Genomic DNA, 26,668 nt, shown 5'->3' with positions numbered 1-26,668 from the left:
CGTGGACGTCGAGGTCGCAGCGCCTCGTCCACGTTTTGCTTGGATGCGGCGATTCAGCGTGCCGCAGGAGCACTTCGTCGCGGGCAATCGCTTGCTGTTGCTACGCAACGGGCCGCAGGCGTTCCCAGAAATGCTGAGCGCCATCGAGGGCGCGAAGCGCCAGGTGTTGCTCGAGATGTACTGGTTCGACTCGGACCACATCGGGCGGCGCTTCACCGAGGCCTTGCTGAAGGCCGCGGCCCGCGGGGTCGAGGTGCGGGTGATCTACGACGCCATCGGATCCATCGACGCTGACGATGCGATGTTCGAGGAGCTCACGAGGGGCGGCGTCCGAGTGGTCGAGTTCAATCCCATCCTGCCGTGGCGCGAGCGCTTCCGCTGGGCAAGGGTGTCACGGCGGGACCACCGCAAGATCCTCGTGGTGGACGGCTGCGTCGGCTTCACCGGTGGCATCAATATCGCCGCTCAATGGTGGCCCGACGACGACTCCGTGGAGCCGTGGCGCGACGACATGGTGCGCGTCGAGGGGCCCGCGGTGGAAGACTTCGTGCACCTCTTCGAGAGCACCTGGCAGATGGAGCGCGGGGAGAGCCTCGCGCTATTCGAGCCTGAAGAGGTGGGTGACCAGCGCAGGCCGGAAGATCAGTCGGTGAGCGTGCTGGGCGAGAACTACTACCGGAACCGCCAGCAGATCGCGAACGCCTACCTCGCAAATATCCGCGCGGCAAAAAGCAAGATCTGGATCACGAACTCGTACTTCGTGCCCGACCGCCCCGTGGTGAAAGGCCTGATCGCCGCCGCTCAGCGCGGGGTCGACGTGCGGGTGCTCTTGCCCGGTGAGATCGACGTCAAGATCGTGCGCTACGCGAGCCAGGCGGTGTGGGGCAAGCTGATGCGCGCCGGGGTGCGCATCTTCGAGTGGAGCGGCAATGTGCTCCACGCAAAGACGGCGGTGATCGACGGCTCCTGGTGCACCATCGGCACCTTCAACCTCGACCACCTGTCGGTCTTCTCGAACCTCGAAGTGAACCTCAGCGTGCGCGACCCGGAGTTTGGTGAGGCGCTGGAGCAGGGCTTCTTGTGGGATCTGGAGCGCAGCCGTGAAATCACACCCCACGATTTCGCGTTTCGCCCGCTGGGCGAGCGCCTGCTAGAACTCTTCCTGTATCGCTTCCGAAAGCTGATGTGATGCCGGGCCCCGCGACCAACTCCGACCTGCCAAGAGTGCCGAAGCCCGGGGCCCCCGAGCTCAGTCGCTTGCACCACAAGTACGTGCGTCTGGGGCAGTTGCGCGCTGGTGTCGGCGTGAACAGCGCTGAGGACGTTCGCGAGCCGCTGCGCGAGCTGGCGCGGGAGTTCCCGGGCTCGCTCCGGGAGATTGACGTGCTCAGTTCCGAGAGGATCCAGCAGCGGGCTTCTGCCCTGGAAGGTGCAGCGCTGGACGGAGCCAGCGAGGCGCCGGAGTGGGCGAGGGTGACTCACGCCTACCACCTGTTGATGCGCACGGCGCTCTGGCTCAAGGCCGAGCTGAGCGCCGGAGTCAACGCCGAGCAGCTCGCGACCCGGGTTGAAGCCGAATTTGGCGTTGCTTGCACCCCGCGCTGGATCGATCGCGTGAAGCAGCCACCCCGCGGCCGCCTGAATGATTTGGTGTTCGAGGCGCTGGCGGCCCAGTTCGAGCGCTCCGTAGCTGAGCTGCGCGGGCTGATATTTCCGCGCGGCGATGCAGGTGAGCCTCGGGCAGACGGAGTGCACTGATGTTCGAGCTCTCGACCCACGAGCGGATCTCGGAGATCGGCGAGGAGATCTGGGACGGTTTATTGGGGGGAGGTCCGCCGTTTTTGCGCTACGCCTGGCTGCACGCGCTGGAGGAGACCGGCTGCGTGAGGCCCGAGCGCGGCTGGCTGCCGATGCACATCCAGATCCGCGCGCCCTCCAAAGGCAACGAGCGGGGAGAGACGCTGCTGCTCGCCCCGGCGTACGTGAAGGGCAACAGCGAGGGCGAGTTCGTCTTCGATCACTCCTGGGCGCGCTTCGTCGAAGAGCGCGCGCGCATCGACTACTACCCAAAGCTCATCGTTGCGGTGCCCTTCACGCCAGCGAGCGGCCCTCGCTTGTTGATGAAGCCCGGTGCGGACGCCGAGGAGCTCTCAGCAGCGTTCGTGCAGGGCCTGCAAGCCATCTGCAAGAAGGTGGGGCTCAGTGGCGTCCACATCTTGTTCCCTTCAGCCAGCCAGAGCCTCAGCTTGCGGGACGAGCGCCTGGGGCTGATTGAGCGCCACGGCCTGCAGTACCACTGGTCGAACCACGGCTACGCGACCTTCGATGACTTCCTCGCCCACTTCAACTCCAAGCGCCGCAACCAAATCCGCCGTGAGCGCCGGGCCGTCGAAGAGCAAGGGCTCGAGCTCCAGGTGTGCTCCGGCAGCGATCTGGACAGCGCCCACATCGACGAGATCTACGAACTCTACCTGACCACGGTGAACAAATTCTACTGGGGCCGCCAGTACCTGAACCGCGGCTTCTTTCACCAGGCCTTCGACAAGCTCGGTAGCGGCCTGCAGGTGGTGCGAGCTGTGCCTCGCGGAACCGGACATGGCCAGGGTAAGGCGCTGGCCGGCGCACTGAACATCGTCTCTGAAGACACGCTCTACGGTCGCTACTGGGGCGCCTTCGAGGAGCGCCCGCACTTACATTTCAACGTCTGCTACTACCGCGGCGCCGAGTTCTGCATCGAAGCCGGCCTCCAGCGCTTCGAGCCAGGCGCCGGCGGCGAACACAAAGTGGCGCGCGGCTTCGCCCCCACCATCACTCCCAGCTTCCACTACCTCGCGCACTCCGGGGTGCGCGGCGCCATCGCCGCCTACACGGAGCACGAACGCGAAGCGATCGCCGAGCACATCCGCGGCGAGAAGCCTGTGCTGAAGCTGTGACCGGCTACCCGACGCCCGAGGCGCTCTGGGAGGCGGTCCACAGCTGCTTCGATACCGACGATGGGTCGCTTCCGGCCATCTTGCTGATGAACCTCGCGGATACGGAGCTGGCTGCGGTGTATGCGCAGCTACGTAAGAGGTCGGAAGTCGTGTCCGAAGAGGCATCGTTCTGGGACGCCGAGCAGCAGTGCCTGCGCCCCTTGGACGACGTACCCAACGCGGCAGAGCTGGTGGCTGCCGGAGCAGCTGAGGCGTTTCACGTCGTGCTCCGGGTGATCGACGGAGTCGTACTACCCGACTTGGGCGTGCATTTCGCAACGGGTCGCGTGACGTTCGACTACCGGATGGGGGCCGCTTGGGGGCCGAGCGAGGTTTGGGCGTTCTTCACCCTCTTGAAGGAACTCCTTGGCGTGACTGCAGGGCGGCTCGAACTGGACGATGAGTGTCCGCCGAACGCCGAAGAGTTTATTGCCGCGTGGCAACGTTTTGCGCGTGTCGGAGGACGACCCGCTCACCGGATGGTGCTTGAATACTGTTCCCTTCAGGAACGTCTAGTCCGAGCATTCTTGGAGCAGAAACGGCCCAGGGACCTCGAGACATTTCGCGATGTCGAGCAGCAAGGGACGATTCTGATAGAGGGGGTCCCGTGCGAGTACCGGCGACATGGAGTCGGCGTTGCGTTTCATCTCGGAGACGACACTATTGACGCCCACCGCTCGATGGCCACGGCTCCAAACGGTATTGATGCGTGGAGGTTCTCGCTCTACCTCGAGAGCCTTGGAATCGCGGCGGTCACGCACCGGGAGCACAACTATGCGAGTGACGACGAGCGGCGTCTCGAACAGCTGTTGCTTCTGCTGACGAGTCAGGGCGTTTTGCTTCACGACGCTCACCAGCGAATTTTCCGACCGGTAAACATCTAGCACCACCACTGACGACGGTTTGGGTGCCGCCTGGGTGCTCCTCTCCCCCAAAATTGAATACCTGCGGGTATTGAAACAACGCGCAAAGGTCGAGGTGTTGCTCGGTTACTCGAGCAACGTCGATCACGGGGGATTCAATATCCACACGGATTCGGCGTGGCTGTTCTCGGGACTGGGGGGCGATTTAAGGCTCTACTTGGTGATGCTTCCCGACGACTAGGGGTCGACGAACTCACCGCCGGAGCCGTCGCAGATCTGAGCTGCGTCGTTGCGGTTTGAGAACGACTGGTAGTCCACCGTGACCGAGCACGAGCCGTCGAAGCTCTGCAGATGGCAACCCCCCACAGCGCCGGCGGTGGCGCAAGCTGAGGTCGACGGCGTGCCGATGGTGCACCTGGACTCAATCTCCGCGTAGTCTACGCCATAGTATTCGATGCAGTTGACGGTGTAGACGCAGCTCCCGCTCACTTGTCCGCTACACTGCCCCGATGCACCGCCCTCGCCGCCAGCCTCACCGGAATCGCTGTCGCTGCAGCCAACCAGGATCCCCGCGCACAGCGCGCACCCAACGAGCCATCGTGTCATGACTCGGAGCGTAGCAAAGTTGGCTGAGAACGACGCGCAGTTTTCTGTACGGTAACGAACGGGTGACGGGCCAAGCGAAGCTCAGGTGTATCAATGATATGTATGTCGCGTTGTCTCTGATCGCGAATGGCTGCCCGAGCCACTTGGTCATCGACTAGAGCGTTTCCGTGAACATTTCCCGAGGTGCTCGCTTTTGGCGTGAGTTCGCATCGAAAGTCAGACCACTGGCGACAAACGCCGTGTGGTGCGCTAGTGGTCGCGCCCTCAAGGAGAGTTAGATGAGGCTTCGGTCATGGATGCTTGTCTTGGTGTGTTCGGGAGCGATTGCGTGTGGAAATAGCGGTGGAGACCCCGAGGGGTCGGGTGGCACCGCGGGGGGCAATGCAGGCGGCGCTGGAGGCACCGGCGGTGGGAGCGGCGGGGCTGGAGGCGCGTCGGGTTCCGGGGGCACTGCTGGCATCGGGGGCACTGCTGGGACCGTCAATCGGCCGCCGGCCGCGGAGGATTGGACCCGGGATGTTCTGTCTACGGACCTGCGTCTAGACCTCGGGGCGCTTCAGGGCGAGGCCACCATCACGCTGCGTGGGGGCACGAGCGAGGCGGCGTCATTCGAAGTTCGGGATCTGGAGATCACTTCGGTAAGCGACTCTCAAGGGCCGCTGAACTACGTCGTCAACTCCGGGCAGCTCGACGTCGGCGTCCCTGCAGCCGCCGACCAGGTCACGCTGAGCGTCGTCTACGGCTTTCACGGAAAGACGAATTTCAACGGCTGGATGCCGAGCAACGGCGTCTCGTTCCTGTGGCCGTATTTCTGTGGCGCGCTCTACCCCTGCAAGTCGGAACCTGCGGACGGCTTGAAGTTCACCCTCGACGTAACTGGCTATGACCCAGGGAGCATGGCTGTCTATCCTTCGAGTATCCCCGCGGATGCGCCATCCTACATCCCAGCGGTCGCAGTCGGTAGTTACACCAAGCTCGACCTGGGGAAGACTCAGCGCGGAACCACAGTGAGCACCTGGCACCTACCGGGGGAAGACGGCGTAGCCGCGACTGGACTCAACACCTGAGAGACGTGTTCGAGTACTACGAGAACACCTACGGCCCTTACACGTTTGGACCGGAGGTCGGGTCCGTGTCGGTGAACTGGGGCGGGGGTGATTACGGGGGAATGGAGCATCACCCGTATTGGCATATGTCTTCCGGCTCGATGTACCGCGAGTCACTGCACGCCCATGAGGCTGCGCACGGTTGGTATGGCAACGGCGTCCGGCTGAGCTGCTGGGAAGACTTCGTGCTCTCGGAGGGCACCGCGACGTACCTCGCCGCGCGGGGGCTCGAGCACGCGGGCGTCGACGTGTGGCCCGAGTACGAGTGTGAGCTCCGCTACATCTGCGACCCGATGTACAAGGCGAACACCATCGTGCTGCCAGACCAAACCTGTAATCAGATCGACATCCTGAACGCTCCGCTGTGGTCGAGTGCTCCGTACTACAAGGGCGCGTTCTTCTTCCGCGAGGTAGCGAACACCATCGGCGCAGCGGTGCTGGACCAGAAGCTCGCTGACTTCTACGCGGCCCACGTCGGCCAGGCGGCGCGCATGCAAGACCTGCTCGACTTCATCAAGCAAGGCCTGGACGCCCAGCTTCAGACGACCATCGATGGACTCGTCGACACCTGGCTGCGCGCCCTCGACTGCCCAATCGACCCGAACAGCATCTGCCAGTAGTTCGCCCGATCGAGCCGCCCGAGTCGTGCTTGGGCGGCATCGTCGCGGCGTGCCGCAGCCGTTTTTGACGCGAGTTGCGCCCGGCGTGAGGGCGTCGGAGAACACCGCCGATGAGCGGTGCGAGCAAAGCGAGTCGAGCCACGTGGGCGTTACTGGCAGCCTTCAGCCTGTCCCTGATTCTGAACGGCTTCCTGATCTTTCTGGTCATCGACAACAGCGTCGCGGTGACTTACTGCAATGACTTCCAGCGCACCGCGTGGGCGCATCAGGACAAGCTCGACAAGGCCCTGAAAGACTGCGGCGCCACCCGCGAGTGCATGGGACCTTTGGACGACAAGATGTCCGTCACCTTCGGGCCCGACGGAAAATACCTAGGTTCGTCCGATGGCTCTCACGAGACCCCGGGCTATGTAAAGGAGTGAGGGCGCCTGAGGTGGCGCGCCGCCGAACGCTGCGAGCGTCAGTTCTTACCTTCCAGTGGGTCGCCGTCTGAAATACAAGTGAGATGCCCCCGGGTCACGAGCACATTTGGATCGCTGTTGCGGATCAGGACCAAGGGTCGGAGGAAGTGCCGGCGCGGAGGCTCGCGTCGAACGAGTGGGAGCTTCGCTCCACTCCCGTCTACGCGACGGGTTTCGCGCGAGGCGACACGGTCGCAGTGTTGGATTCGGAATCGGGTCTGGTTCGGGTGCTGTCTCGTGGCGGGAATGTCGGAGTTCATTTCTATTTGGCGCTGGATGAAATTGACAACAAGGAGTTGACTCGGGAACTCGTCGCAAGAATTTCCGCGGGGATGTGTTTGATTGGCGGTGTCGTTGAGTGCTCGGTTCCAGGGCTAGTGTGCTGCTCCGTTCCGCTCAAGGGGGGGGCGAACCGATAGAGCTCGCGCTTGATTCCGTATCGGCCGAGTTCGCTGGTTCTACTTGGGTTTTCACGAATGTATTCGACCCGAACACCGATGAACTCATGGAGTGGTGCCTGGACTTTGTGGGTGAGTAGCGACCTGAATGCCCGGTTGCGGGCAGCGCCCGGTTTCGCTTCGGCAAGACACAGCGATCACGACGGCATGCCCGGTGGAGGCGCGCTACCCTGATTTCGTCGCAAGGGATGATGGCAAACCCAATGAGTCCTTGCCGGCCACTTGGTGACGGCGGCGGAGTGAAGGCTTCGCTGGAGGGGCTCCTGAAGCCCACGGTTACTTGAGCCGCGTGTTGTACGGAGCGGAGGCCGTCGAGGCGGCGCTTCCGCCTCGTCGAGCTTCACGGCTCCGGCGAGCTGCGGGCGCAAAGGGCATGACCCTGGTGCCTCCCGCGCGCATGCCGTTCGGTGATCCCGACCTCATCCGCCACTGGGACGGACCAAAGAACGAGGAAGGCGGCCTCTTACCCTGGCCCGTCGGCATCAACCCGAAGTTATTTGCCTGGTGGAAATGCCTAGAAGGACCCGGCTACGAGTTTCGGCGGTTCATTCATCGTTCTCGCAAGCGAGGTGTGTGGACTGGGTGCCCGTATTGCGCGGGTCGCCTGGCCTCCGTCACCAACTGCCTGGCAACGGTCGCGCCCGGGGTCGCCGCCCAGTGGCACCCGAAGAAGAACGGCAAGCGCACGCCGAAGGACATCGTCAGCGGCTCGTCAGAGCAGGTGTGGTGGAAGTGCCCGAAGGGGCCTGACCACGTGTGGCGCCAGAGCCTTGCAGCGCGCATGGCCGGTCACAACTGCCCCTTTGCGCGGGTTGGTTCATTTCCGTGACGAATTCGCTCGCGGCGGTGTACCCCCAGGTGGCAGCGGAGTGGCACCCGACCAAGAACGGCAAGCTGCGCCCGAATGATGTTGTCCCAGGATCCGCCAAGCGCGTTTGGTGGAGATGCGCCAAGGGGCAAGCCTGGTGGGTGGCGGTCAACGCTCGCACAGCCCTCATGAGTTCAGGGGGGAGGTACGCGGTTGTCCCGTCTGCACCAACCGCATTGCTACGTCCAGCAACAGCCTCGCGGCGGCTCATCCGGCGCTCAGCAAACAGTGGCACCCAAGTCGCAATGCTGAGCTGACTCCCCAAGACGTCGTCCGCCGCTCGCGCGCAAGAGTGTGGTGGCGCTGCAAGCGTGGCCATGAGTGGGAAGCCAGCGTCACAGCGCGCGCCAACCGCAACACCGGCTGCCAGTTCTGCAGCGGCTTGCGCGTTGCGCCGGAGCTGTCGGTTGCGGTGCGCTGTCCCGCGCTCGCGAAGCAATGGCATCCAACCCGAAACGGTGATCTGCGACCGGTAGACGTCGGTGAGATGAGCGGGCAGCGCGTCTGGTGGCAATGCCCGGACGTCCAGCGACACGTTTGGCAAGCCGGAGTTGGTCAGCGGCGGCGCAACAAGCGCCCACTGGAATGCCGTTCTGTTCGGGACACCGTCCGCTCAAGCCGAAGCCACGACCCGAGAAGAGCGCCACGGAACGGATCCGCGAGGTCGTGCGCGGCGCCAGCGGCGTGACTGGAGTCTGCAAGACTTCTGCGACGCGCTCCCCGACGTCGAGCGATCGACCGTGGTCGCGGCAGCTGGTCGGCTAATCCGAGTTCACCACGAGTTTGAGCTGATCGCGCCAGGCCGCTACCGGACCCTGCGACGATAGGTCGCGTCACCTCTTGGGGTGACGGATCTCAGTTTCGCTAGCGGCCCTTTCAACGTTGCAACGTGTGTCGGGCTAAGCCCTCGTTTCGACACGCGCTGGTTATGCGCTGTGGGCTTTGAGACCGAGCGGATCCATGGCCCGCTGCCGCGCGGTCGTTTCTACAGAGAAAAGCGAACGGGCCGAGTCGAATCCATCTTGCCCCATCGTGTCAGATCCGATACCTGTCGGTAGGCGCGGCTCCTTTGCTTGGGTGTTTCCGCGCGTAAATACAGCAACCCCTGAACGAGCGCTCCGGTCGGGCTCGCTTGGGAGACCTTTGTCTTTCGGCGCCCAGGCTTCGGGTCGCAGTTTTTCTTTGTGCGCAACCAGCACAACAACGGGCCGAACCAAGCTTCGCTTGCCCCCGGGTGTCCACGCGCCTAGCGAGTTCCGTATGAAGAACTCTCCCAAGACTCAGCTGCTCAACATGCCTCTCGCCGTCGCCGGTGTTTCACTGATGTTACTATCGGCACCGGCCTGCGGCTCGAGCGATCCAGCGCCGACGGGTACCGTGATCTGCGATCCCGGCACGACCCAGGCCTGCTTCTGTCCAGGGAAGGGTGAGGTAGGCGCGCAGGCCTGCGACGTCACCGGCACTCGCTATGGCGACTGCATGTGCCCCGGCGACGGTGGAGCCGGTGGGGGAGGCGCTGGCGGTGCTCCTGGTGGCTCCGCGAGTGGCGGAAACGCCGGTGCTGGCAACGGTGGCTCGGGTGCCGGCGGCAGCGGTGGCGTGAGTGGCAACGGCGGCGTTGGTGGCACCTCCACTGCGGGATCTGCGGGAATGGGTGCAGGCGGATCCACTGCGGGCACCAGTGGCGCAGCTGGCTCGACGAGTGGCGGGACGGGTGGCAGCGCCGGGATGGCCACAGGCGGGACGAGCGGGAGCGGAACCGGTGGAACAGCGGGAAGCGGTACTGCTGGAAGCGGCGGTGCAGGGCCAGTCTGTCCAGGTACGCACGGTCCCGCAATGACCAAGATCTCTTCGACCCTGTGTGTGGACAACACCGAGGTGACGGAAGGTCAGTATCGCGACTTCCTCACGGCAATGAGCGGAAACTACGCGGGCCAGCCAGCGATCTGCAGTTGGAACGTCGACTATGGGCAACCGCTCGACAACTACGGGCTAAATTTCCCGCGGAACTTTGTCGATTACTGCGATGCCGCCGCGTACTGCAAGTGGGCAGGGAAGCGGATTTGTGGGCCAATTGGTAGCGAGTGGCTGAGGCCGCTCGTGGACCCAGATCGCAACGATGAACTGACCCAGACGTGTCTGACCGCCTACAACTCGGACACGTTCGACGAGTGCTATTCGAGCCAACTTCATGAGGTGGGAAGCCTGCCGACCTGCGTCGGCACAAGCCCCAACCAAGCGCTAGTCGACATTCAAGGGAACGTCCGAGAGTGGGGAGGTTGCTGGGACCCCGCCAAGCAGAGCAACCCGGTGCTATGCGACGCGGTTGGCGCGTTCATCAGCTCCAGCGGTTACAACCAATGCGACACCCACTGGACGTTGAGCATCAAGACAACGGACGCCAGAACCGGATTTCGCTGTTGCGCAGATGCGCTCTGATTCTCAGGGCTCGGCCCTGCCTGAAGAACTGGAGAATACATGGGACACGTCAAACTCCGTCGCCTCTTCCGGGGCCCACTCATAGGTCTGGTTGGTCTCGGCGCTCGGCTGCGGCTCTGACGATCCCACCCCGCAAGTCAAGTCGACACCCCAACAACAGCCGCTGCAGCAGACGCGATCTGTCCCCTTCCAAGTGGACATTGGTGATGGAGACGCCGTTACCATTCAGATGCCTGCTCCCGCTCCCGGGGGAGGGATGATGAATCTCCTCTTGCAGTGGTGCGCCCACCGCAACGTCTTGCGGGATGATGCCAAACTCTGCAGTGAGTTCACGCCGGCGAACTTCACAGATGCGCACGGATTCGACCTGACCATCCCGCTTCAAACCATCACGGGTGACGACACGCGAGAGTGCAAGGCCTCGCTTTGCGAGGCTCGAATTGCGAACTGCGTTGGCTACCTGGCGAAGGAAATAGAAACTTCACCTACTGACGTCGAGTTTAGCTGGTCAGAGTTCGGACCAACCTTTGAGGGGCAGCCCATCGACCTGACTGGTTTTGGTATCGCGCAGTCAGAACTGGATAAGCTGCCCGGCGAACCCGTTGCTTCGAGCATTCGCTTCTCCGCGCCGGCGACCCCTGGGCGCGCCTCACTCGCGCGAATCAGCAGCTTCGCACATCAGTACGCGACTCGTATCGGCGAACTCCTGGCGACCGCAGATGCTGGGAGCGGCCAGACCTGCGCGCAGGTATTCGCGACCGAGGATGGCAACGGCACGCCGACCGGCCTGGCTGCTGACGAGAACAATCGTGTCCCAACGTTCACTGATGTCTTCGTCCAGTCGTACATGGACGGCGCCATCGAGTACCAGAAGTCGGTCCATCGGGCAGTTGCTGATATGAAGGGTTCCGCCGAGACCCAGGCGATGAAGCTCTCCCCGACCCAGGGAACCGACCTGATCTGGAATGGCGATATCGATTCCGCGCGGACCATTGCCAACTTCATCGGCTATGGCGCGATTGACCCAGATCACCCACCGGCAACCGGGCCCACGCCTTCGGCCACTGATTGCACTCCAGGCACGGCGAGCCCGACGCAGGTGCCAGTTTGCCCGCCGGGCTTGACGGACCGCACACGAGCCATCACTCGACTGATGCGCGCGCTCAAGGTGAAGCCTGTGGCGGACGACAACCTCAGTGGATTGTTGGCGACCTACCAACAGCTCCAGATAGACCAGGGCCAGACGCCCGTCGGGAGCGTGAACGAACTCGCCGTGGCGCTTGGGGTCGGTGTTGCGGATCTTCAGTCGGCAAACGACTACCTGTGTGCAGAGGCTCGGGTCTTTAACAAGGTGCAGATTCCAGATGGTGCGGGCGGTGTGACCGGGACGTCAACGCCGCAGGGCCAGCTCGCGAGCGGGGCTATCTCAGTAAGCTTCACCGGTGCGGCTCCCAACGCCGCAGCGAGCGACCCGACGAGTCCCCAATACGCGATGTCGGGAGCGGCCCGCGGGCTTGACGCCGTGAAGCGTACCTCAGGGGTGGTGCAGGCGGCGGCCAGTCAAGCCGCGCTGGATCCGGGCTTGAATAGCGCATTTGAAGGATTCGTTGAGGGCTTGAAGGCCGAGGCGGGCCAGCATCGGATCAAGTGGGAGATTGGCAGCCCTGATTCCTCCGGCAATCACGTCGACAACGTTGCGGTGGCGATCTACGGCGTCCCGTTCATTCCCGCTGGTCCGAGTGGGTTTGCGAGCGAGCGATACTATGTCGTTCAAGGCATCGACGCACTGAAGTGTGTTGTTGAAGGCAACGTTGACGGTGCTGCTTGCAACCGATCGGACTTCTCACTCGACATCAACTCAGCTCCCATTGGCTCGTTCGGAGTAACCGTCCCGGCGGATCAGCCTGACCTCAAGGGGACCCCGGGCGTGAACCCGCGGGGCACGCTCACGGCCTCGTTCAGCACCGTGATTCGCGACGGATCTCCGGTGGCCATCGACAAGGTGCAGCCGCTGTATTTGATTCGAGAGACAGGCACCGCCGCAAACCTCACCCGGGAGGCGTTTGGTGGAGTTCTCCCCGCGCCAGAGGGCGGGTCAGTCGGTGGGGGCGTGACGCGCACGGTCTGGACGCCCGCAGGCGGCAGTCTGCAGGATATCCTGGCCCAGGCGCTTACGCCCAATGGTGACGACTGCTCCAAAGTTCACGACACGTGTGCAGGTCTCCCGGTGGACCTCTGGCCCCCGTTGGAGTCTGAGATCAATGGAGACCCCAACGCGGCGCAGAGCTATGAATCCTCGTGGAAACGCTACCTGGCGATGGCCAAGGAGGCGGCCGTCGAGGCTGATCGACGAGGAGAGGAACTCCTACAGCAGGGTTTGACGTTGGACCTCCGACGCGAGCAGTACAAGGACCAACTGCTGGAGCTGTGCGGAGCAGACGGCGAAGGGGAGACGGGGTGTTCGGAGTCCGGGGTTGACGGAAACTCGCTGCTTGCAGATGTCCCGTGGGCTACTCTGGGCGACAAGCAACTGTGCGCTTGGTCTCTGGACGACGTCGTCTGCGGCGTACCCGCAGGTGGCATGCCGCCTGGCTACCAATGTCCGATGCCCATCCCGGATGACGCTGGCTTCGTGTTGCGAACGGAAGCCGGAGAGGAAGACTACAACGCGCAGAAGTGCAAGGACTTGCTCGCGCCCGCCGACATGTCGGGTCTACCTAGCACAATCGAGCCGATTCCCGTCCCTTACGCGATGAAGTACGCAGCGAGCGAGGCACCCATCCCCGAGGGCCTGTGCAGCGCTTTTTCCAATCTGCGCAACGGTTCGTACACCGATAGCGCGGGGAATCCCGTGGAGCTGCATGATAGCGCTGCGCGATCGAACTACATTCGAACGCGGATCTTTCCCAATTTCTCCCGTCAAGAGACGGCAGAGATCATGAAGCGAATCACCTATCGGGAGAAGTTCGCAGATCACTACTCGTTGGAGTTCGACAAGCGGCCCGTGTTCGAGACGGATCGCCCATATGGCCGGGCGCACATCAACGACGATTCGCTAGCGCCCTGTCATGTGACCGGCGCCGATCGTGCGACGGGATCCACGTTCTGGACGCAGCCCGTCAACTGCTACGTGTCTGGGGCGAACTACGTCATGGGAAGTGGGTGCACTCAGGGATCGGGTGTCGGCAAGGATGGTTGCCCGGGCGAAAGCGGAGCTCTCTCAGACATCACGTACGACACCGAGCCGGAGGCGCTTCGCCAGCGCTGGGCCTTTGGGTTTGGCCATCTCCGGCGTTCTGTAGCAACGCTGGGTGTGCTCACCGGCGAGCTGAATGATCGGATGCACATCGCCGGCGTTTGGAACTCCCGCACGTACACATCCAGCGGGCTCTTCCGGAACAACGGCATGAGTTGCAGTAATCAAGGGGGCACCTTCAATGACCCGCCGTGGGTGCGCCGCTGCGATTGGGACGGCGCAGATCACAAGGGGGACATGCTGTGCGTGGCCGTCCAAGGTGCAACGGGTGTTGGGACAGACTCGCTTCGTCAGGAGTCCGGTCGACCGGTGAACTTCAACGGGTTCATCGCCAACAAGATCCCTAGCGGGCGGCCGGATTACCGCACGGTACCAGCTAGCTTCGCAAATACGTTCCCATGGCTGTGTCCAGGGGCCGGCGGCCAGTGTGAGGCGGGGGGGGTCGACCCTCAAATGGTTTACTGCACCCTCCCCAACGATGCGGCGCTCAACTCGCCTTCGTCGAGCGCGGCTACCTACTTCAGCTCCCTGACGGACGAACAATCAGAGAGCGGCGGTGACACTTCGGGTTTCATCGGAGCGGGCCACACCTCCGACCGTGCAGCGGCTTTCAACACGACCGCTTCTGGTGGTGATTGGAGCAGTACGCTGGACGAGATGTGGACCATGCCCGAGGATGACTTCTGCGATCCGAAGCAGGCTCAGACGTTGCGTGGTGCCGTGTGGCGCTCGCTCTGCCGATCGTTCGCGCTGGATGGCGATCTCACGCAGGACGATGCATTCATGCACTTTGGCAAGCTCGCGGACACCGGTGCGACCTACGTGCAGGGCGATCGGATCGCGGATTGGGTGCATAAGGATGGCAGTCCGCCCTCGGAGTTCTTGCTCGATCAACGTGCGAGCAGGATCACCTTCCAATACCCCCTCACGCAACGCAACGTGTACGACGCCTTGGAGCTCGCGTGCCACGCGCAACAGTACTCGTCCTCGGGGGGAGTGCGGTGTGAGGACGTATCCAGCCTTTCCGCTTTGCCCCCGGACTTGGATCAGATCGCCGCCATCATGAGCTGCCATGCGCGCAATCTCGATCTGGCTGTTCGGAACTACGTAGTTGCGGGGGTCCCCCGCGCCCTCGTTGATGCGCTCGACAAAGAACAAGGGATCTCTCCGACCTCGGGTTTGGGTGGTCAGTACCTGGCAGAGCTGAACAACATGCACGCTGCCTTCAAGCAGGTCGGGCGGGGCTATTCAGCCATGCGGGATGCTCACTCGCAGTTGGCGTTGGCGGTCAAGACCCTCAAGTCGATCGACGACGAAGGAGCTGCCCTGGACAAGGCGCTTATCGCACGGACGTTGTCCACGATGCTGAGTGCGATGGCGGACATCGCGGGGATCGCAGCCCAAAGCGCCGCTGTGGAGCCCGGGGCGGCGGGCAACGGTGCCCGCGCAGCTCAGGCGGCCCTGACTTACTACGCGGCGGAAGCGGCGGTTGCCGCGATGTCGTTCGAACACGAGGCTCAGGGCGAAGGGCTGGAGCAAAAGCGGCTTTCGACGATCGCCAACATGGTCTCGCACTTGGGTTCAGCGCGTGCCGGCGCTGATGAAGTGGTGTTGGGATTGAACGCACTGAACCAGGCAGCCGCCAATCTACGGCTGATTCGCAAGAAGGCGGACACTGCCAAGTCTCGCATGGAGTTCTCCGACTATGCCGGGAAGCCTGGCGAGGATCCGCAGTACGTCAACGTTGTCATGCGGCGTACCTACAATACGCGCCTGATTCGTTACCAGGATGCGTTGGAGCGGGCGAAGCGACTAGCCTTCATCGCGCGACGCGCCATCGAGCTGCGTTTCGGTGTCGACTTGTCTCGCATGACTAGCGACATGACACTCGTGGATGCTCCGGCGGGCTGGGCGAACAAAATCTGTGATCTGACCGGGATTGACTACGCAGCGATTCGCGAGCCCGATCCGAACGGCGCGACCGAAACTTGGAAAGCTGGTGGTCCGCCACCAGAAGGCGATGACTTCGCAAACCAATACGTTGGCGACTACGTAACGTGGCTTGAGGACTTCGTTACCAGCTATCCCTTCGACAACCCGCTACAGGACGGCGACGACGTGGCGGTCGTCTCGCTTCGCGATGACATCATGGGGTCGACAGGCCAGTGCGTTGCTGAGGGACGGAACCTCCTGTACTTCTCGTCCGAATTCGAGAAACGCAGCGGAACCACGAACGAGTCAGACGCGATCGGGTGGCGCGTCGAGGAATGCGGTCTTGGTGCGCCCACTGGTCCTGAGGAAGTAGTATCCGAAGACTGGGAGGGGTGCGTTAGCCGCGTGCCTGCCGGGCTTCCCCCCGACCAACTCGTCGGCCTTCCACCCGCGGCTGTGGCGTATCGTCTGGCCAATCGCGCTTGCGATTCAGGCTATGAGCTCTGTCCCGATGTAGCCCCGGGGTATGTCTACACAGCCACAGGGGCCGTGACTCAATACTTCTCGCCGCGTTTCGGAACTCACCACGTAGCCTCCGTGTACGTTAAGCAGGACGCTGCCGCCGCCGCCTATTCGGGCTACACGGCACTGCTGGAGGTCGAACATCAGTTAGAAGATGGAAGCTTCGAGTTGGTTGCGTCCCACGCGTTCACTCCGAGCGCCACCTGGGCGCGCGAAGAGACGGCGGCGTTCCCTGCCTACGAAGGTGACATCTACCGAGTGCGCTTGTATCCGGCGCACAACGGTGTCGCGTATCCCGGTCACAGCGAACTAACTCTTACCAATCCCGCGCCTGCGTTGTTCGTCGCGGCCGCGAGCGTGGAGTCTGTTGGACAGGAGTTGGACGGGACGCCGGGTTCCGTGGGCCTCTGGCAGCGCACGGATGCTTCTCGCAACGGCCTCGACCCACGCTGCGCTGAAGCCGCGCCCCAAGGGATGCGCAAGAACTTCCGCTACAAGTGCGATTACATCTGTCGCGACGGCATTGGAAAGGATTGTCCTGCGGACGGCGGCGACGCCGTGCCCGTGAACTGCTTCTACGAGGCGAACTTCTACGTCGATCTCGAGCAGATCGAGGCGGGCAAGTTGATTCCAAGCGGACAGCTCGCGATCGGGAACTTCAACTTCCGTCACAACCAGGTAGGCATCAACCTGGTGGGCACGAACGTGAAGACTTGTGAGGGCGTTTCGAACGCTTCGTGCTTCGGCAACGGCTTCGTCGAGTACACCCTGCTGCACTCGGGGGCGACCAAGATCCGGAACTACACCGGGGACGCGTTGCCCGCGAAGATGGACAACGCGTACATCGAACATGGCAAGGGTCTCGCCACCGAGCGCCTGATCACGAACCCCCCTTCATCAGCCGACGAGCAGCAGCTGTCGAACTACATGAAGAAGGAGTTCAAAGGGCGTCCGCTCCAAGGCCTCTACACGATCCGCGTTTGGGACACTCCTGGCCTGCGCTGGGAGAATTTGGAAGATGTCCAGCTCGTCTGGAAGTACCACTACTGGAGCCGCTTCCAGAAGTGATGACGCTGCGGCGGTGCTCGCTCGGTTCCTGGAGGATCTGAGCCTCAGAACCAGCTGAGCGCCGCCGCCCTTCGCGTTCGTTGCTCGAGCTGCGCCTTGCTTCCAAGCGACGCAGCCTTTGCGAGAAAGCCGAGCCCATGCTGATTCGTCTAGGCCAGATCCGCGCGCCGATTGCGTTGTGCACGCTCACCGTCTTTGTTGCGAGCCTTTCGCTTTCGACGCGCGCCAGTGCGCAGCAAGCGGAGCCGCATGCAGCGGTAGCGGACGCCGTCGAAGAAGCGCCCGAGGTTCAGCTGCAACCACCAGCGCAAGCTGACGCGCCAGCCCGTGATGACTCAGCTGCGCCGCGCGGAAAGAGCGCGGCCCAGGCGGTGCAGAGCGAAGACGTCGAGCAGAGCGGTGTCGACAAGGAGCAGCTCGCGGAAGCCGCCACGGCGAAGTCCCCAGAAATCGACGCGGAGAAGGACGCTGCCGCGCTGACGAGCGGCGAGGACAAGAGCGGCGTTACGAGCAAGGCGATCAGCGTGCCCAAAGGCAGTGGCACGGTTCAAGGTATGGAGGAGAGCTTTTCGGCGCAGCTCTCGACCGGCATCGCGACGTATTCCGTCGGCTTTGCACTGCCTACGGCCCGTGGTGGAGTGCAGCCTTCCCTTGGTCTCTCATACTCCAGCTCGGGAGGTCACGGCACCGCAGGCGTTGGCTGGAACGTTGGTGTCTCGTTCATCGCGCGTCAGACCGATCGCGGCTTGCCCAAGTACAACTCCGGTGGGCAATTTTCCCCCGACCAAGATCGCTTCGTATTCAATGGCGGACAGGAGCTCGTGCCGATCTGCGACGTCACTTCCGCGCGGGAATGCAATGGCGCACTGCCGGGCGAGGTCATGCCTGAGTGGTCACCGGGTTGGCAGTATTACCGTCCTCGTGTCGAAGGCGGGTTCATGCGCTTCTTCTGGTCTCCAGATGGGCTGACGTGGCGGGTGCAGTCAAAGGACGGTTCGACCCTCGAGCTGGGCGTTGCCCTCGACGGCAAGAAGGATCGCCAAGCCATCGAGGCGAACCCAGCAAAGCCGGAGGAAGTATTTCGCTGGAACCTTCGCCGCGAGTTCGACACGTATCACGACGGAAACGGTGCTCCCGTCAACGTGGCTTACTACGGCTACACCCATGACGGTGCGACCGCCCACTTGAGCGATATCTACGATACGTCGCCAGCCGACGATCCGACGGGCTACCTGCTGTCTACTGGTACGGGTCTCGACTTCTCACGCTTCGCTCACCACACGCACCTGGTGTGGGAAGAGCGCAGCGATCCGACCTTCTCCTACCGTAGCGGTTGGCGCATGGAGCAGAACCTGCGCGTTGCACGTGTCGACGTGACCAGCGCGTCCTACGGAAACGAGGCTCGCGAGCTCGTACGCCGGTATCTCCTCGACTACGACTCGTCGTATCACGTCTCTCTCCTGAGCGCGGTGACGCTCCAAGGGCGGTGTCCGGGGCAGACTGTCTATGAAGGGGCCGCCGGGGAGCTGCCCAGGAACCTGACTTGCGAGCCCGACTCTCTCCCCCCAACCCGCTTTGACTACTCCCACGTCGGCCCGGCATTCGATGGGTTCGAGCCGTTCGATGTCACCGTTCGGGAGTTCCTCAATAGTCCGTCGGTGTCCGTTGATGAGGGCAACACGGATCTGTTCGACATCAACTCCGACGGCCTACCCGATGTGCTTGCGACGGCAGGGTCGACGAGCGCCGAGCACCGCGTGTTCTTCAACGGCGCTGGTGGCGAACTCACGAACTTCGGCAAAGCTGTACCCATGGGAGTCGATGGGTTCAGCGGGCTTCCGCTGTCGAGCCCCAACGTCGTTCCGCTGGATCTCGACGGCGATGGTCGCATCAACCTGTTGCACATGCCGAAGGGCAAGCAGTACTCCGTCCTCTCCCCCGAAGAGTCCAGTACTGGCTGGGTCTGGCGGAACCGCACGGTAACGTCAGCTGGGACTTTGAGTTCGAAGATCGATTTCACCGAGCAAGCCTTAGACACCAAGGTCGTCGACGTGGATTTCGATGGACTCGTTGATCTCGTGGTCTCGAGCGGTACATCGATCCAGACGTTCTTCGCGCTCGGTCGCTATCCCGGGGGAGACGGCAAGTTCGGAACCGGTTACCTCACTGGCAAGAACAAGGCGCAGTTCACAGAGTACGCCGTAGAAGCTTGTGTCCCTCGAAACGGGAACATCGTCCTCTTTAGCCAGCCGGATGTGTTCCTCGCGGACATGAACGGCGACGGCATCAACGACATCGTTCGCATGCGCTCCGGCGACGTGAAGTACTGGCCCGGTCGCGGAAACGGCTTCTGGGGCACCGGAGATCGCGACGACTGCCAGCCAGGGGACAACGCCGAGTACCGTTCCCTTGCGATGGACAATCCACCGACGCTTCAAGGCGACACCCAGCTCCGCCTCGATGACGTAAACGGGGACGGCTTGAGCGACATCATCCAGGTGCGCTCTAAGAACGTGGACATCTGGATCAACGTCGACGGTAAGGGGTTCAAGAATCGACGCATCCTGTTCGACACCCCAGACAACCCGAGCAATCGGTCGATCGTCCGTATTGCGGACGTCGATGGCAGTGGCACTCGCGACATCGTGTGGGGGGATGGGGGAGAGTATCGCTACATCGATCTTCAGGGAGGCACTCGCCCCTGGGTGCTCACGCTGGTGCGTAGTGGGCTCGGGAAGACGACGACGCTCGAGTACACATCCAGCATCGATGAGATGCTCGATGCCGAGCGTGATGGCGAGCCGTGGGCGGTGAAGGCGCCGATGGCCCTGCACCTCGTCAAGCGGATGAGCGAATCGGACAACCTCAACGTCTTCGGGAAAGGCCCGCGCGTCTACAGCACGGAATACACCTACCGTGATCCAGTTTACGATGGGCGTCAGCGCGAGTTTCGCGGGTTCCGTGAAGCAACGAGCAAGGCGTTCGGTGATGCCAACAGCCCGACCAGTATCTCGCGCTCGACGTTCTTGCTAGGCGAGTGCCTACTAGACAACGGTGAACCGTGTCCCGACAACGAGACGTGGTTGGACAACCCCCATGAGGCGCTCAAGGGGTTGCCCGTGCTCAGTGAAACCTACGACGAGTACGGCGTTTACCTCTCCACCAGCCACAACGAGTACACGCTGCGCCGCTTGTACGAAGGCATGGACGGGCGCGGCGTGGTCTACGCATTCTCCAATGCCTCCACGGCTTGGGCGTACGACACAGGGCACTTCATCCCGAGCTCAACGCGCCTCAAAGATCAACCGACGGTAACCGCAGACGGCTTCGGTGTCGGCCCCTCGATTCAGACGGAGATCCCGCTTCGCGCGACCAGCGGCACGGTGCGTACGCATGGCGAGACGACGGTTGACGACTTCGGAAACCAGCTCTCCGGCACCAGCTACGGTTGTGTCAGCGGTTGCCCAGCAGGTGGACCCGACGAGGCGATCACAGGCGTGAGCCACCCAGTGCTCCTGGACCACCCGAGTGGCTGGCTCTGGAGAACTGCGAGTAGCTACACCGTTGGTTCCGTTCATACGCAGCGCCGTGGGGAAACGGCGACCAGCTACACTGAAGAGGGCAATCCGGACCTTGTCACCGCTGTCCTAACGGGGACCGAAGAGCTGCAGCGTTTCCACGAGACGGTTGGGGCTGCGGTGGCACCCACTCCCGGAGACGCCGTCAGCGACAGCACGGCGTTGTACATCAGCGAGACGGACTACGACGAGTTCGGGAACGCCATCCGGAGTTATGGGCCGGGTGGTCGCTGTGCGGACGTTTACTTGGATCCGCTCTACGCCCAGCTGGCTACCACCGAGCGGATGTACCCAAGCGGATGCCCCCCAACTCGAGACAACCCGCCATCCGACACACTCTACTCAGCGGCCTCCTACGATCGCGGGCTTGAGCTCGTGACCCACGTGATTGACGTGACATTTCAGGTCACCCAGGTGGACTACGACGGCCTCGGGCGCCTGACGCGGCTCTTCCGTTCGGAACCAAACTCCGCAACCGTCGGCACAACGCCGAGCGTCGAGATTAGCTACGATCTCGCGACGGACGGGCGCAGGTACTCGATTATTCACACCCGAAGCCAGGATGGGCCAAGCACTACGAGCGATGCGTACATGGACTCGTTCGCTTACATCGACGGCATGGGTCGCACGCTCGCTGCGATCACGGAGGCCGATACCACCGCCAACGACGACGGTCGCTGGATCGCTGGTGGCTACGTGGACTACGACAAGAAGGGCGCGGTCAGCAGGAAGTACCTTCCCAAGTTCTGGGACGGCGAGCCCGAGAACTTCGACCCGCAGGCTGCGCCGGGCACACCGTCGGGGCGGGTGGAGTACGATGCCTTCGGGCGCGATCTACGCCTCTACGATCTCGACGGCACCCAAACGCTGCGCAACGTCTACCATGCCCTTTCGAGCGACGCGTGGGACGCAGCGGACTGGGAGAGTGGGGGACCCCATGAGGGCACGTACGCGACCAGCGTTAGCGACGGGCAAGGGCGCGGGGTGCTGGGTATCGAGCGTTTCAAGGAGAACGGGTCGCTGATCGAACGCCAAACGCGAACTACCTATCTCCCCACCGGAGAGCCTCTGTCAATCACGCGCTCTTCAGCGAGCGGCTCCACGACCCGCTGGCTCCGCTACGACTCCCTCGGCCGCATGGTGCTCAATGTTGAGCCGCACACGTCGGTCAACTTCGACCCAGACCCGAGCGCGGATGCGAGCAACATCAAGGCCTGGCGCTATCGCTACAACGCGAGCGGGGAGCTGATCGGAACCAGCGACGCTCGTGGTTGCGGGATGAACTTCGCCTACGACGGGGTGGGGCGCCTGCAGTACGAGGACTACTCGCCGTGTCAGGCGAGCCATCAGCCATACAGTCCGCCGGCTCCGGATACGGCGTCCGGCATCGAGATCTACTACCTCTACGACCAAGCTCCGCCGCCCGAGCTCGGCGCCATCGAGGTCCCCAACGGTTCCGGGTCGACGGACGCCTTCACACCGCTCCAGGGAGGCGATTACCTGCGCGGCAAGCTGGTCGCGGTGTTTGACCGCGCGAAGGTGAGCGTCACCAACTACGACGGTCGCTCGCGCGCCTTCGAGAGCTGGGTACGGCTCGCTGCGCCGGGCGTGCCTGACGACTCAATCCTGAACCGCTACAACGGCCGCTGGTACCGCAAGCAGGTGAGCTTCGACGGCGCCGACCGCGTGGTGTCCGAGACCACCGGCGCCCAGAGCCCCGAGCTGATGGGCAGTGACGGACAAAGCCACGTGGATATTGAGTACTCCGGGCGTGGCACGGTGAAGAGCGTCGGGGGCTCTTATGGCGAGCTCGTCACCGACATCAAGCGCACCGCCGACGGCCTGCATGAGCACATCGAGTATGGCGACCTGGCCCGCACCCGCACGCAGTTTGCGTACGACACGCGGCGGCGCCTGGCGACAGTGCAGACCTACCGCGGACCTCCAGCGGCGTGGTCCGATCCAAGCAGCAGCTACAGCCATGTGGGGATCGGCACGGACACCTTCCAGAAGGTGCTGCAAGACGATCACTACCAGTACGACGTGGTCGGCAACCCGCTCAAGATTGAAGATTTACGTAACCCCGACGAGTGGCCCGCCGGCGCGAAGCCCGTCACTCGCACGATGCAGTACGACGATCTGTATCGCGTCAATCGCGTCGATTACGGTTACACCGAGCGCGACGACAGCGTCACTCAGCCCGAACCGACCCCGAACCCCTGGGGCCTCGGACCTTCGGGCTCACGGACCCGCGCGACGCCCCGCATCAGCGCGGCAGACCTGACAAGATTCCACCAGGAAACGGCCAAGGCGCCGAGCTTGCTCGGTGTGCAGCCGAAGAGCGCTGCAGACAGCGCAAGCAGCGCCGGTGTGACCTCTAGTGGGACCGCCAAGCTGACGCCGCCAGCGCCCCCGCCCGCACCGCCGCCACCCGCACCCGGTTCAGCGCCTGCGAGCGCGGAACTCAAGGTGGAGCCGTCACTGAACCAGGCGGCGTTCAAAGCGGCGAGGCTGCCTGACGTGAGCCAAGTGCCGGCTCCCAAGGCAACTGCGATCACCAACCAGAGCCCGAGTGGCGCGCTGACCGCGCCCTACGTCTTCACGTGGACCGGCGTCTCGGACGCGACTGGCTACTTGTTTCGACTCTACGACGGCGCGGGCTACTTGTTCGATCGTCAAGTCGATGCAGCCGACCTGGGTTGCTCCGGTGGCGGCACTTGCACCTACGACCTCGCAAACGCATCTCCCGCGATCAGCCTTGGGCAAGGCGCGGCGCGCTGGAACGTGCGCATCACTGGCGGCGCGGAGCACAACAACTGGGGCAGCTGGGTCAACGTTTCCGTAGGGACGATCGAGCCGCTCACGGCGTCGGCGGTCACCGCACCGCCTAGCCTCACTGGAGTGCCACTCAAGGTGGAGTGGACTGGATCTCTGGGGGCGAGCCACTACGTCTTCGATGTCCGCCGCGTCTCGGACAACGCGCTGATGTTCGGGCAGACAAGAAGAAAGTACGAGGTTTGTACCGGCACGACCTGTGGGCTTCCGAATCTGACTCTCGCCACAGGTGACTACACGGTTCAGATCCGCTCCAACAGCGAGCACGACCTCAACGGGCCGTGGAGCAACACGCTGAGTTTCCATACGGAGAGCACTCAGCCCACGCCCATCACGCCTTCAGGCCTCACCGCGGACACCGCGTCCTATCAATTCACGGCCATCCCTGGCGTTGTGCAGTATCGCATCCGTTGGGTGGGTACCAACGGTTCGTCTTTCGAGGCTTACCCTCAGCCGCAGCACGTGGGCTGCAGCGGGTCCGGCATTTGCACCTACAACTGGACTCGCACTTTCCCGGACGGCCCCGGCGTTTGGGGCGTGCAGGCCGGTTTCGGCGGCGGCGTATGGACGAGCTACCGTTGGATGGATGTCGCTTACGGCAGCAGCCTGCCAACGCTGAACTCACCAACACTCATCGACCCAGAAGGGCCAGCCGGCTCACCTATCGCGTTCCGATGGGAGTCTGCGCTTGGTGTCAAAAGCTACGAGATCGAGCTCCTCGACTCGAATGACACTCAACTGACGCTCTACCAGCACACCAAGGCAGAAGTGGGGTGTGCCGGTGAAAACCCGACCTGCAGCATCGCAGGGGTCACTCTTGCCCTGGGGAACTACAGTTGGCGTGCGCGCGCGATTGGGCTTGATGATACGCCAGGCCCCTGGAGCGCTCCGACGCCATTCAGCATCGATGAGGACGGCCCCACGCCGATCAGTCCCGACGGCGAGGTCGTCACTCAGCCGGCCGTGTTCAAGTTCACACCCCGCTCAGGCGTCGCCGAGTACAAGATCACCGTATACGACGCGAGCGGCGGCAGCTTCTTTTTCACCTCGTTACCCCAAAACGCGGGCTGCACGGGGAACGGTGGTGTGTGCACGATGGGCTACACCGGCACGATCCCCAACGGTGCAGCGGCTTGGGGTGTGCAGGGCGGCTTCGGTGGTGGCGTTTGGACTCCCATCAAGTGGCAGAACTTCTCGATTGGTCCGGTGCTGCCGTTCCAGACGCCGGTGCAGCTCAGCCCGAGTGGATTGGTTGGCTCGCCGTTCGACCTCGAGTGGGAGTTCGACGAAGCGGCAGCGCGCTACGACGTGCTGATCTGGGATGCAAGCGACCAGGAGGTGTTCAACAACGAATACCCACGCTCCAGCCTGAGCTGTGGAGTCCTCGGGAGCACGTGTACCCTTCAAGATGTCTCATTGCCGCCCGGCAATTACACGTGGTGGGTACGGCCCCAGAACGCCCAAGGCACCACGGGCACGTGGAGCGCCGGAATGGCGTTCGAAGTCGACGGAAGTGGCCCGTCCCCGGTTTGGCCGAACGCGGACATCCCCGTCGGAGACGACACCCCGTCCTACAAGTTCACCACCGTCGCTGGCGCGACTCAATACCAGTGGAAGGCGCAGCTCTCCGACGGAACGGTGCCTCCCATCGGCTACATCGACCCGGCAACCGCCTGCGACGGCGGCTACTGTGAGTACGAGCCTGCGGTGCCGCTGCCAACCGGCGCCCACCGCTGGTGGGTGCGCGCGAGGTTCGCCGACAACTCCACTACCGCGTGGAAAGATGCGAACTTCAGTTATGGTGGCTACATCCCGCTTGGCGTCCCAACGCCGGTGTATCCGGTCAGCGAGACCGTCTCCAACCCCGTTGAGATCCGCTGGACATCAGATCCTGGGGCCACTTGGTACGACCTAGCTGTCCTAGATAGCAATGGGACGGCGGTACACGATCTGCGCCACCACCGTGATGCGTTGGGTTGCGGCGCGGGCGAGCCTGAGTGCACCGCGCCAGCGCTCAGCCTGAGCGGGGACGACTACACGTGGCGAGTCAAGTCGGTGAACCCGCAAGGGAGCGGGTCATATACGGCTTGGTCGAGCTTTACCGTATCGGAGGTTCCGGCGGCGCCAACCATCCTCGCGCCCATCGGCAATCTGCACGACTCGGTCCCGGTCTACAGCTGGACCGGTCAAGGCGGCGTCACCTCGTACGAGCTCAAAGTCCAGGACAGCGCGGGCGCCGAGTACTCGTGGACCCTCACCCCCAGCGAAGCGAGCTGCAGCGCCAGCCAATGCGACGTGACGCCTGCCCAGGTGCTCACCCCGGGCAGCTACACGGTCTGGGTCCAAGCCGAAAACAGCTACGGCAAGAGCCCGTGGAGCCAACCCGAGCAGTTCTACCTCGTCCCGAACCTCACGGATCAAGACGACACCTGGGACGACCCGAACGTCGACGACCCCACCGAGCATCGCCGTGCGGATCCAAGCCCGTACCAGGAGTTTGAAAACCGCATCCGCTACCAGACCTGGAACTACGACTGGCTTGGCAACACCACGGAGACGGACGATGACGCCAAGGGCTTCTACGACCGCAGTCTAGGCAGCATTTCCAATGGTCCGGTTGGGGGTAAGGCCTACCGGCTCAACAGCGCAAACAACCACAGCAGCGGCGGTACTAAACAAGGCGAACTGGCGGCGACCTACGACGTCACGGGTAACCTGACCGAGCTGCGCGTCGATCGCGAAGGCACCTGCATTCCTACTGGCAAATGCAGCCAGATCTATCGCTACGAGTGGGACGAAGTCGGTCGGCTCGTGACCGCCAGACGCTGGGACTTCGACCGCGTAGATAGCGCCACGCAGCCAGGCCCGACGGAAGACGTCGAGCTCCACTACGCCTACGACGCGAGCGACATGCGCGTAAGCAAGCGCGCAGTCGATACGGTAGGTGAGGAGAGCTACACGCTCTACATCTTCGGCAGCCTGGAGCTGCGCCGCACCGAGTGGAGGACCACGGAGCAAGACTTCCACCTCGATGAGCAAACGGAGGTCGCCTACCTGTTCGCAAACGGCGTGCGCCTGGCGCGC

General features: G+C 63.1%; 16 protein-coding genes. 14 read left to right on the top strand and 2 right to left on the bottom strand.

From position 1 onward, the window contains the following. Position 1 precedes the first annotated feature (1 nt). From H6718_00265 to H6718_00245, 5 genes are all read left to right on the top strand, one after another. Positions 2-1,189 carry a cardiolipin synthase B gene (locus tag H6718_00265; protein ID MCB9583795.1) on the top strand — a complete coding sequence of 396 codons (1,188 nt, stop codon included), beginning with the start codon at positions 2-4 and terminating at the stop codon, positions 1,187-1,189. Then, positions 1,189-1,758 carry a hypothetical protein gene (locus H6718_00260; GenBank protein ID MCB9583794.1) on the top strand — a complete coding sequence of 190 codons (570 nt, stop codon included), beginning with the start codon at positions 1,189-1,191 and terminating at the stop codon, positions 1,756-1,758. Before H6718_00265 ends, H6718_00260 begins: the two co-directional genes overlap by 1 nt. Beyond that, entirely contained in the window at positions 1,758-2,933 is a 1,176-nt protein-coding gene (locus H6718_00255; protein MCB9583793.1) for a GNAT family N-acetyltransferase, read from the top strand. The genes H6718_00260 and H6718_00255 overlap by 1 nt, the downstream gene beginning before the upstream one ends. Continuing rightward, entirely contained in the window at positions 2,930-3,856 is a 927-nt protein-coding gene (locus H6718_00250; protein ID MCB9583792.1) for a hypothetical protein, read from the top strand. The genes H6718_00255 and H6718_00250 overlap by 4 nt, the downstream gene beginning before the upstream one ends. A 70-nt stretch (positions 3,857-3,926) precedes the next feature. Then, positions 3,927-4,076, top strand: coding sequence for a hypothetical protein (locus tag H6718_00245; protein MCB9583791.1), 150 nt, complete (start codon positions 3,927-3,929; stop codon positions 4,074-4,076). On the opposite strand, the gene H6718_00240 is transcribed toward H6718_00245, so the two are convergent. Continuing rightward, a complete protein-coding gene (locus H6718_00240; protein MCB9583790.1) occupies positions 4,073-4,441 on the bottom strand; it encodes a hypothetical protein in 369 nt (122 codons plus the stop codon). The genes H6718_00245 and H6718_00240 overlap by 4 nt on opposite strands. A gap of 278 nt (positions 4,442-4,719) precedes the next feature. On the opposite strand from H6718_00240, the gene H6718_00235 reads away from it, so the two are divergent. The 7 genes from H6718_00235 to H6718_00205 all read left to right on the top strand — a co-directional run bounded on the left by H6718_00235 (position 4,720) and on the right by H6718_00205 (position 10,393). Further along, on the top strand, positions 4,720-5,508 hold the full coding sequence (locus tag H6718_00235) for a hypothetical protein (protein ID MCB9583789.1): 789 nt from the start codon (positions 4,720-4,722) through the stop codon (positions 5,506-5,508). A 5-nt stretch (positions 5,509-5,513) separates the two neighbouring features. Further along, positions 5,514-6,167 carry a hypothetical protein gene (locus tag H6718_00230; protein ID MCB9583788.1) on the top strand — a complete coding sequence of 218 codons (654 nt, stop codon included), beginning with the start codon at positions 5,514-5,516 and terminating at the stop codon, positions 6,165-6,167. Between the two features lie 110 nt (positions 6,168-6,277). Next, positions 6,278-6,589 carry a hypothetical protein gene (locus H6718_00225; protein ID MCB9583787.1) on the top strand — a complete coding sequence of 104 codons (312 nt, stop codon included), beginning with the start codon at positions 6,278-6,280 and terminating at the stop codon, positions 6,587-6,589. Between the two features lie 83 nt (positions 6,590-6,672). Then, on the top strand, positions 6,673-7,047 hold the full coding sequence (locus H6718_00220) for a DUF4265 domain-containing protein (protein MCB9583786.1): 375 nt from the start codon (positions 6,673-6,675) through the stop codon (positions 7,045-7,047). Positions 7,048-7,375: 328 nt separating this feature from the next. Further along, positions 7,376-7,915: a zinc-ribbon domain-containing protein gene (locus H6718_00215; protein MCB9583785.1), complete on the top strand. Its 540-nt coding sequence runs from the start codon at positions 7,376-7,378 to the stop codon at positions 7,913-7,915. Positions 7,916-8,051: 136 nt separating this feature from the next. Then, positions 8,052-8,642 carry a zinc-ribbon domain-containing protein gene (locus H6718_00210; protein MCB9583784.1) on the top strand — a complete coding sequence of 197 codons (591 nt, stop codon included), beginning with the start codon at positions 8,052-8,054 and terminating at the stop codon, positions 8,640-8,642. 572 nt (positions 8,643-9,214) lie between these two features. Further along, entirely contained in the window at positions 9,215-10,393 is a 1,179-nt protein-coding gene (locus tag H6718_00205; protein ID MCB9583783.1) for an SUMF1/EgtB/PvdO family nonheme iron enzyme, read from the top strand. A gap of 3 nt (positions 10,394-10,396) precedes the next feature. On the opposite strand, the gene H6718_00200 is transcribed toward H6718_00205, so the two are convergent. Beyond that, positions 10,397-10,594, bottom strand: coding sequence for a hypothetical protein (locus tag H6718_00200; protein MCB9583782.1), 198 nt, complete (start codon positions 10,592-10,594; stop codon positions 10,397-10,399). 58 nt (positions 10,595-10,652) lie between these two features. Between H6718_00200 and H6718_00195 the strand changes: the two genes are divergently transcribed. Then, positions 10,653-17,171 (top strand): hypothetical protein, encoded by a 6,519-nt coding sequence (locus H6718_00195; GenBank protein MCB9583781.1) that lies wholly within the window; start codon positions 10,653-10,655, stop codon positions 17,169-17,171. 137 nt (positions 17,172-17,308) lie between these two features. Further along, the coding region (locus H6718_00190) for a hypothetical protein (GenBank protein ID MCB9583780.1) at positions 17,309-26,668 on the top strand (9,360 nt) is incomplete at its 3' end.

Source organism: Polyangiaceae bacterium, from assembly GCA_020633205.1.
Lineage (GTDB): Bacteria > Myxococcota_A > Polyangia > Polyangiales > Polyangiaceae > JAHBVY01.
This window is presented reverse-complemented; position numbering and strand designations above follow the sequence as displayed.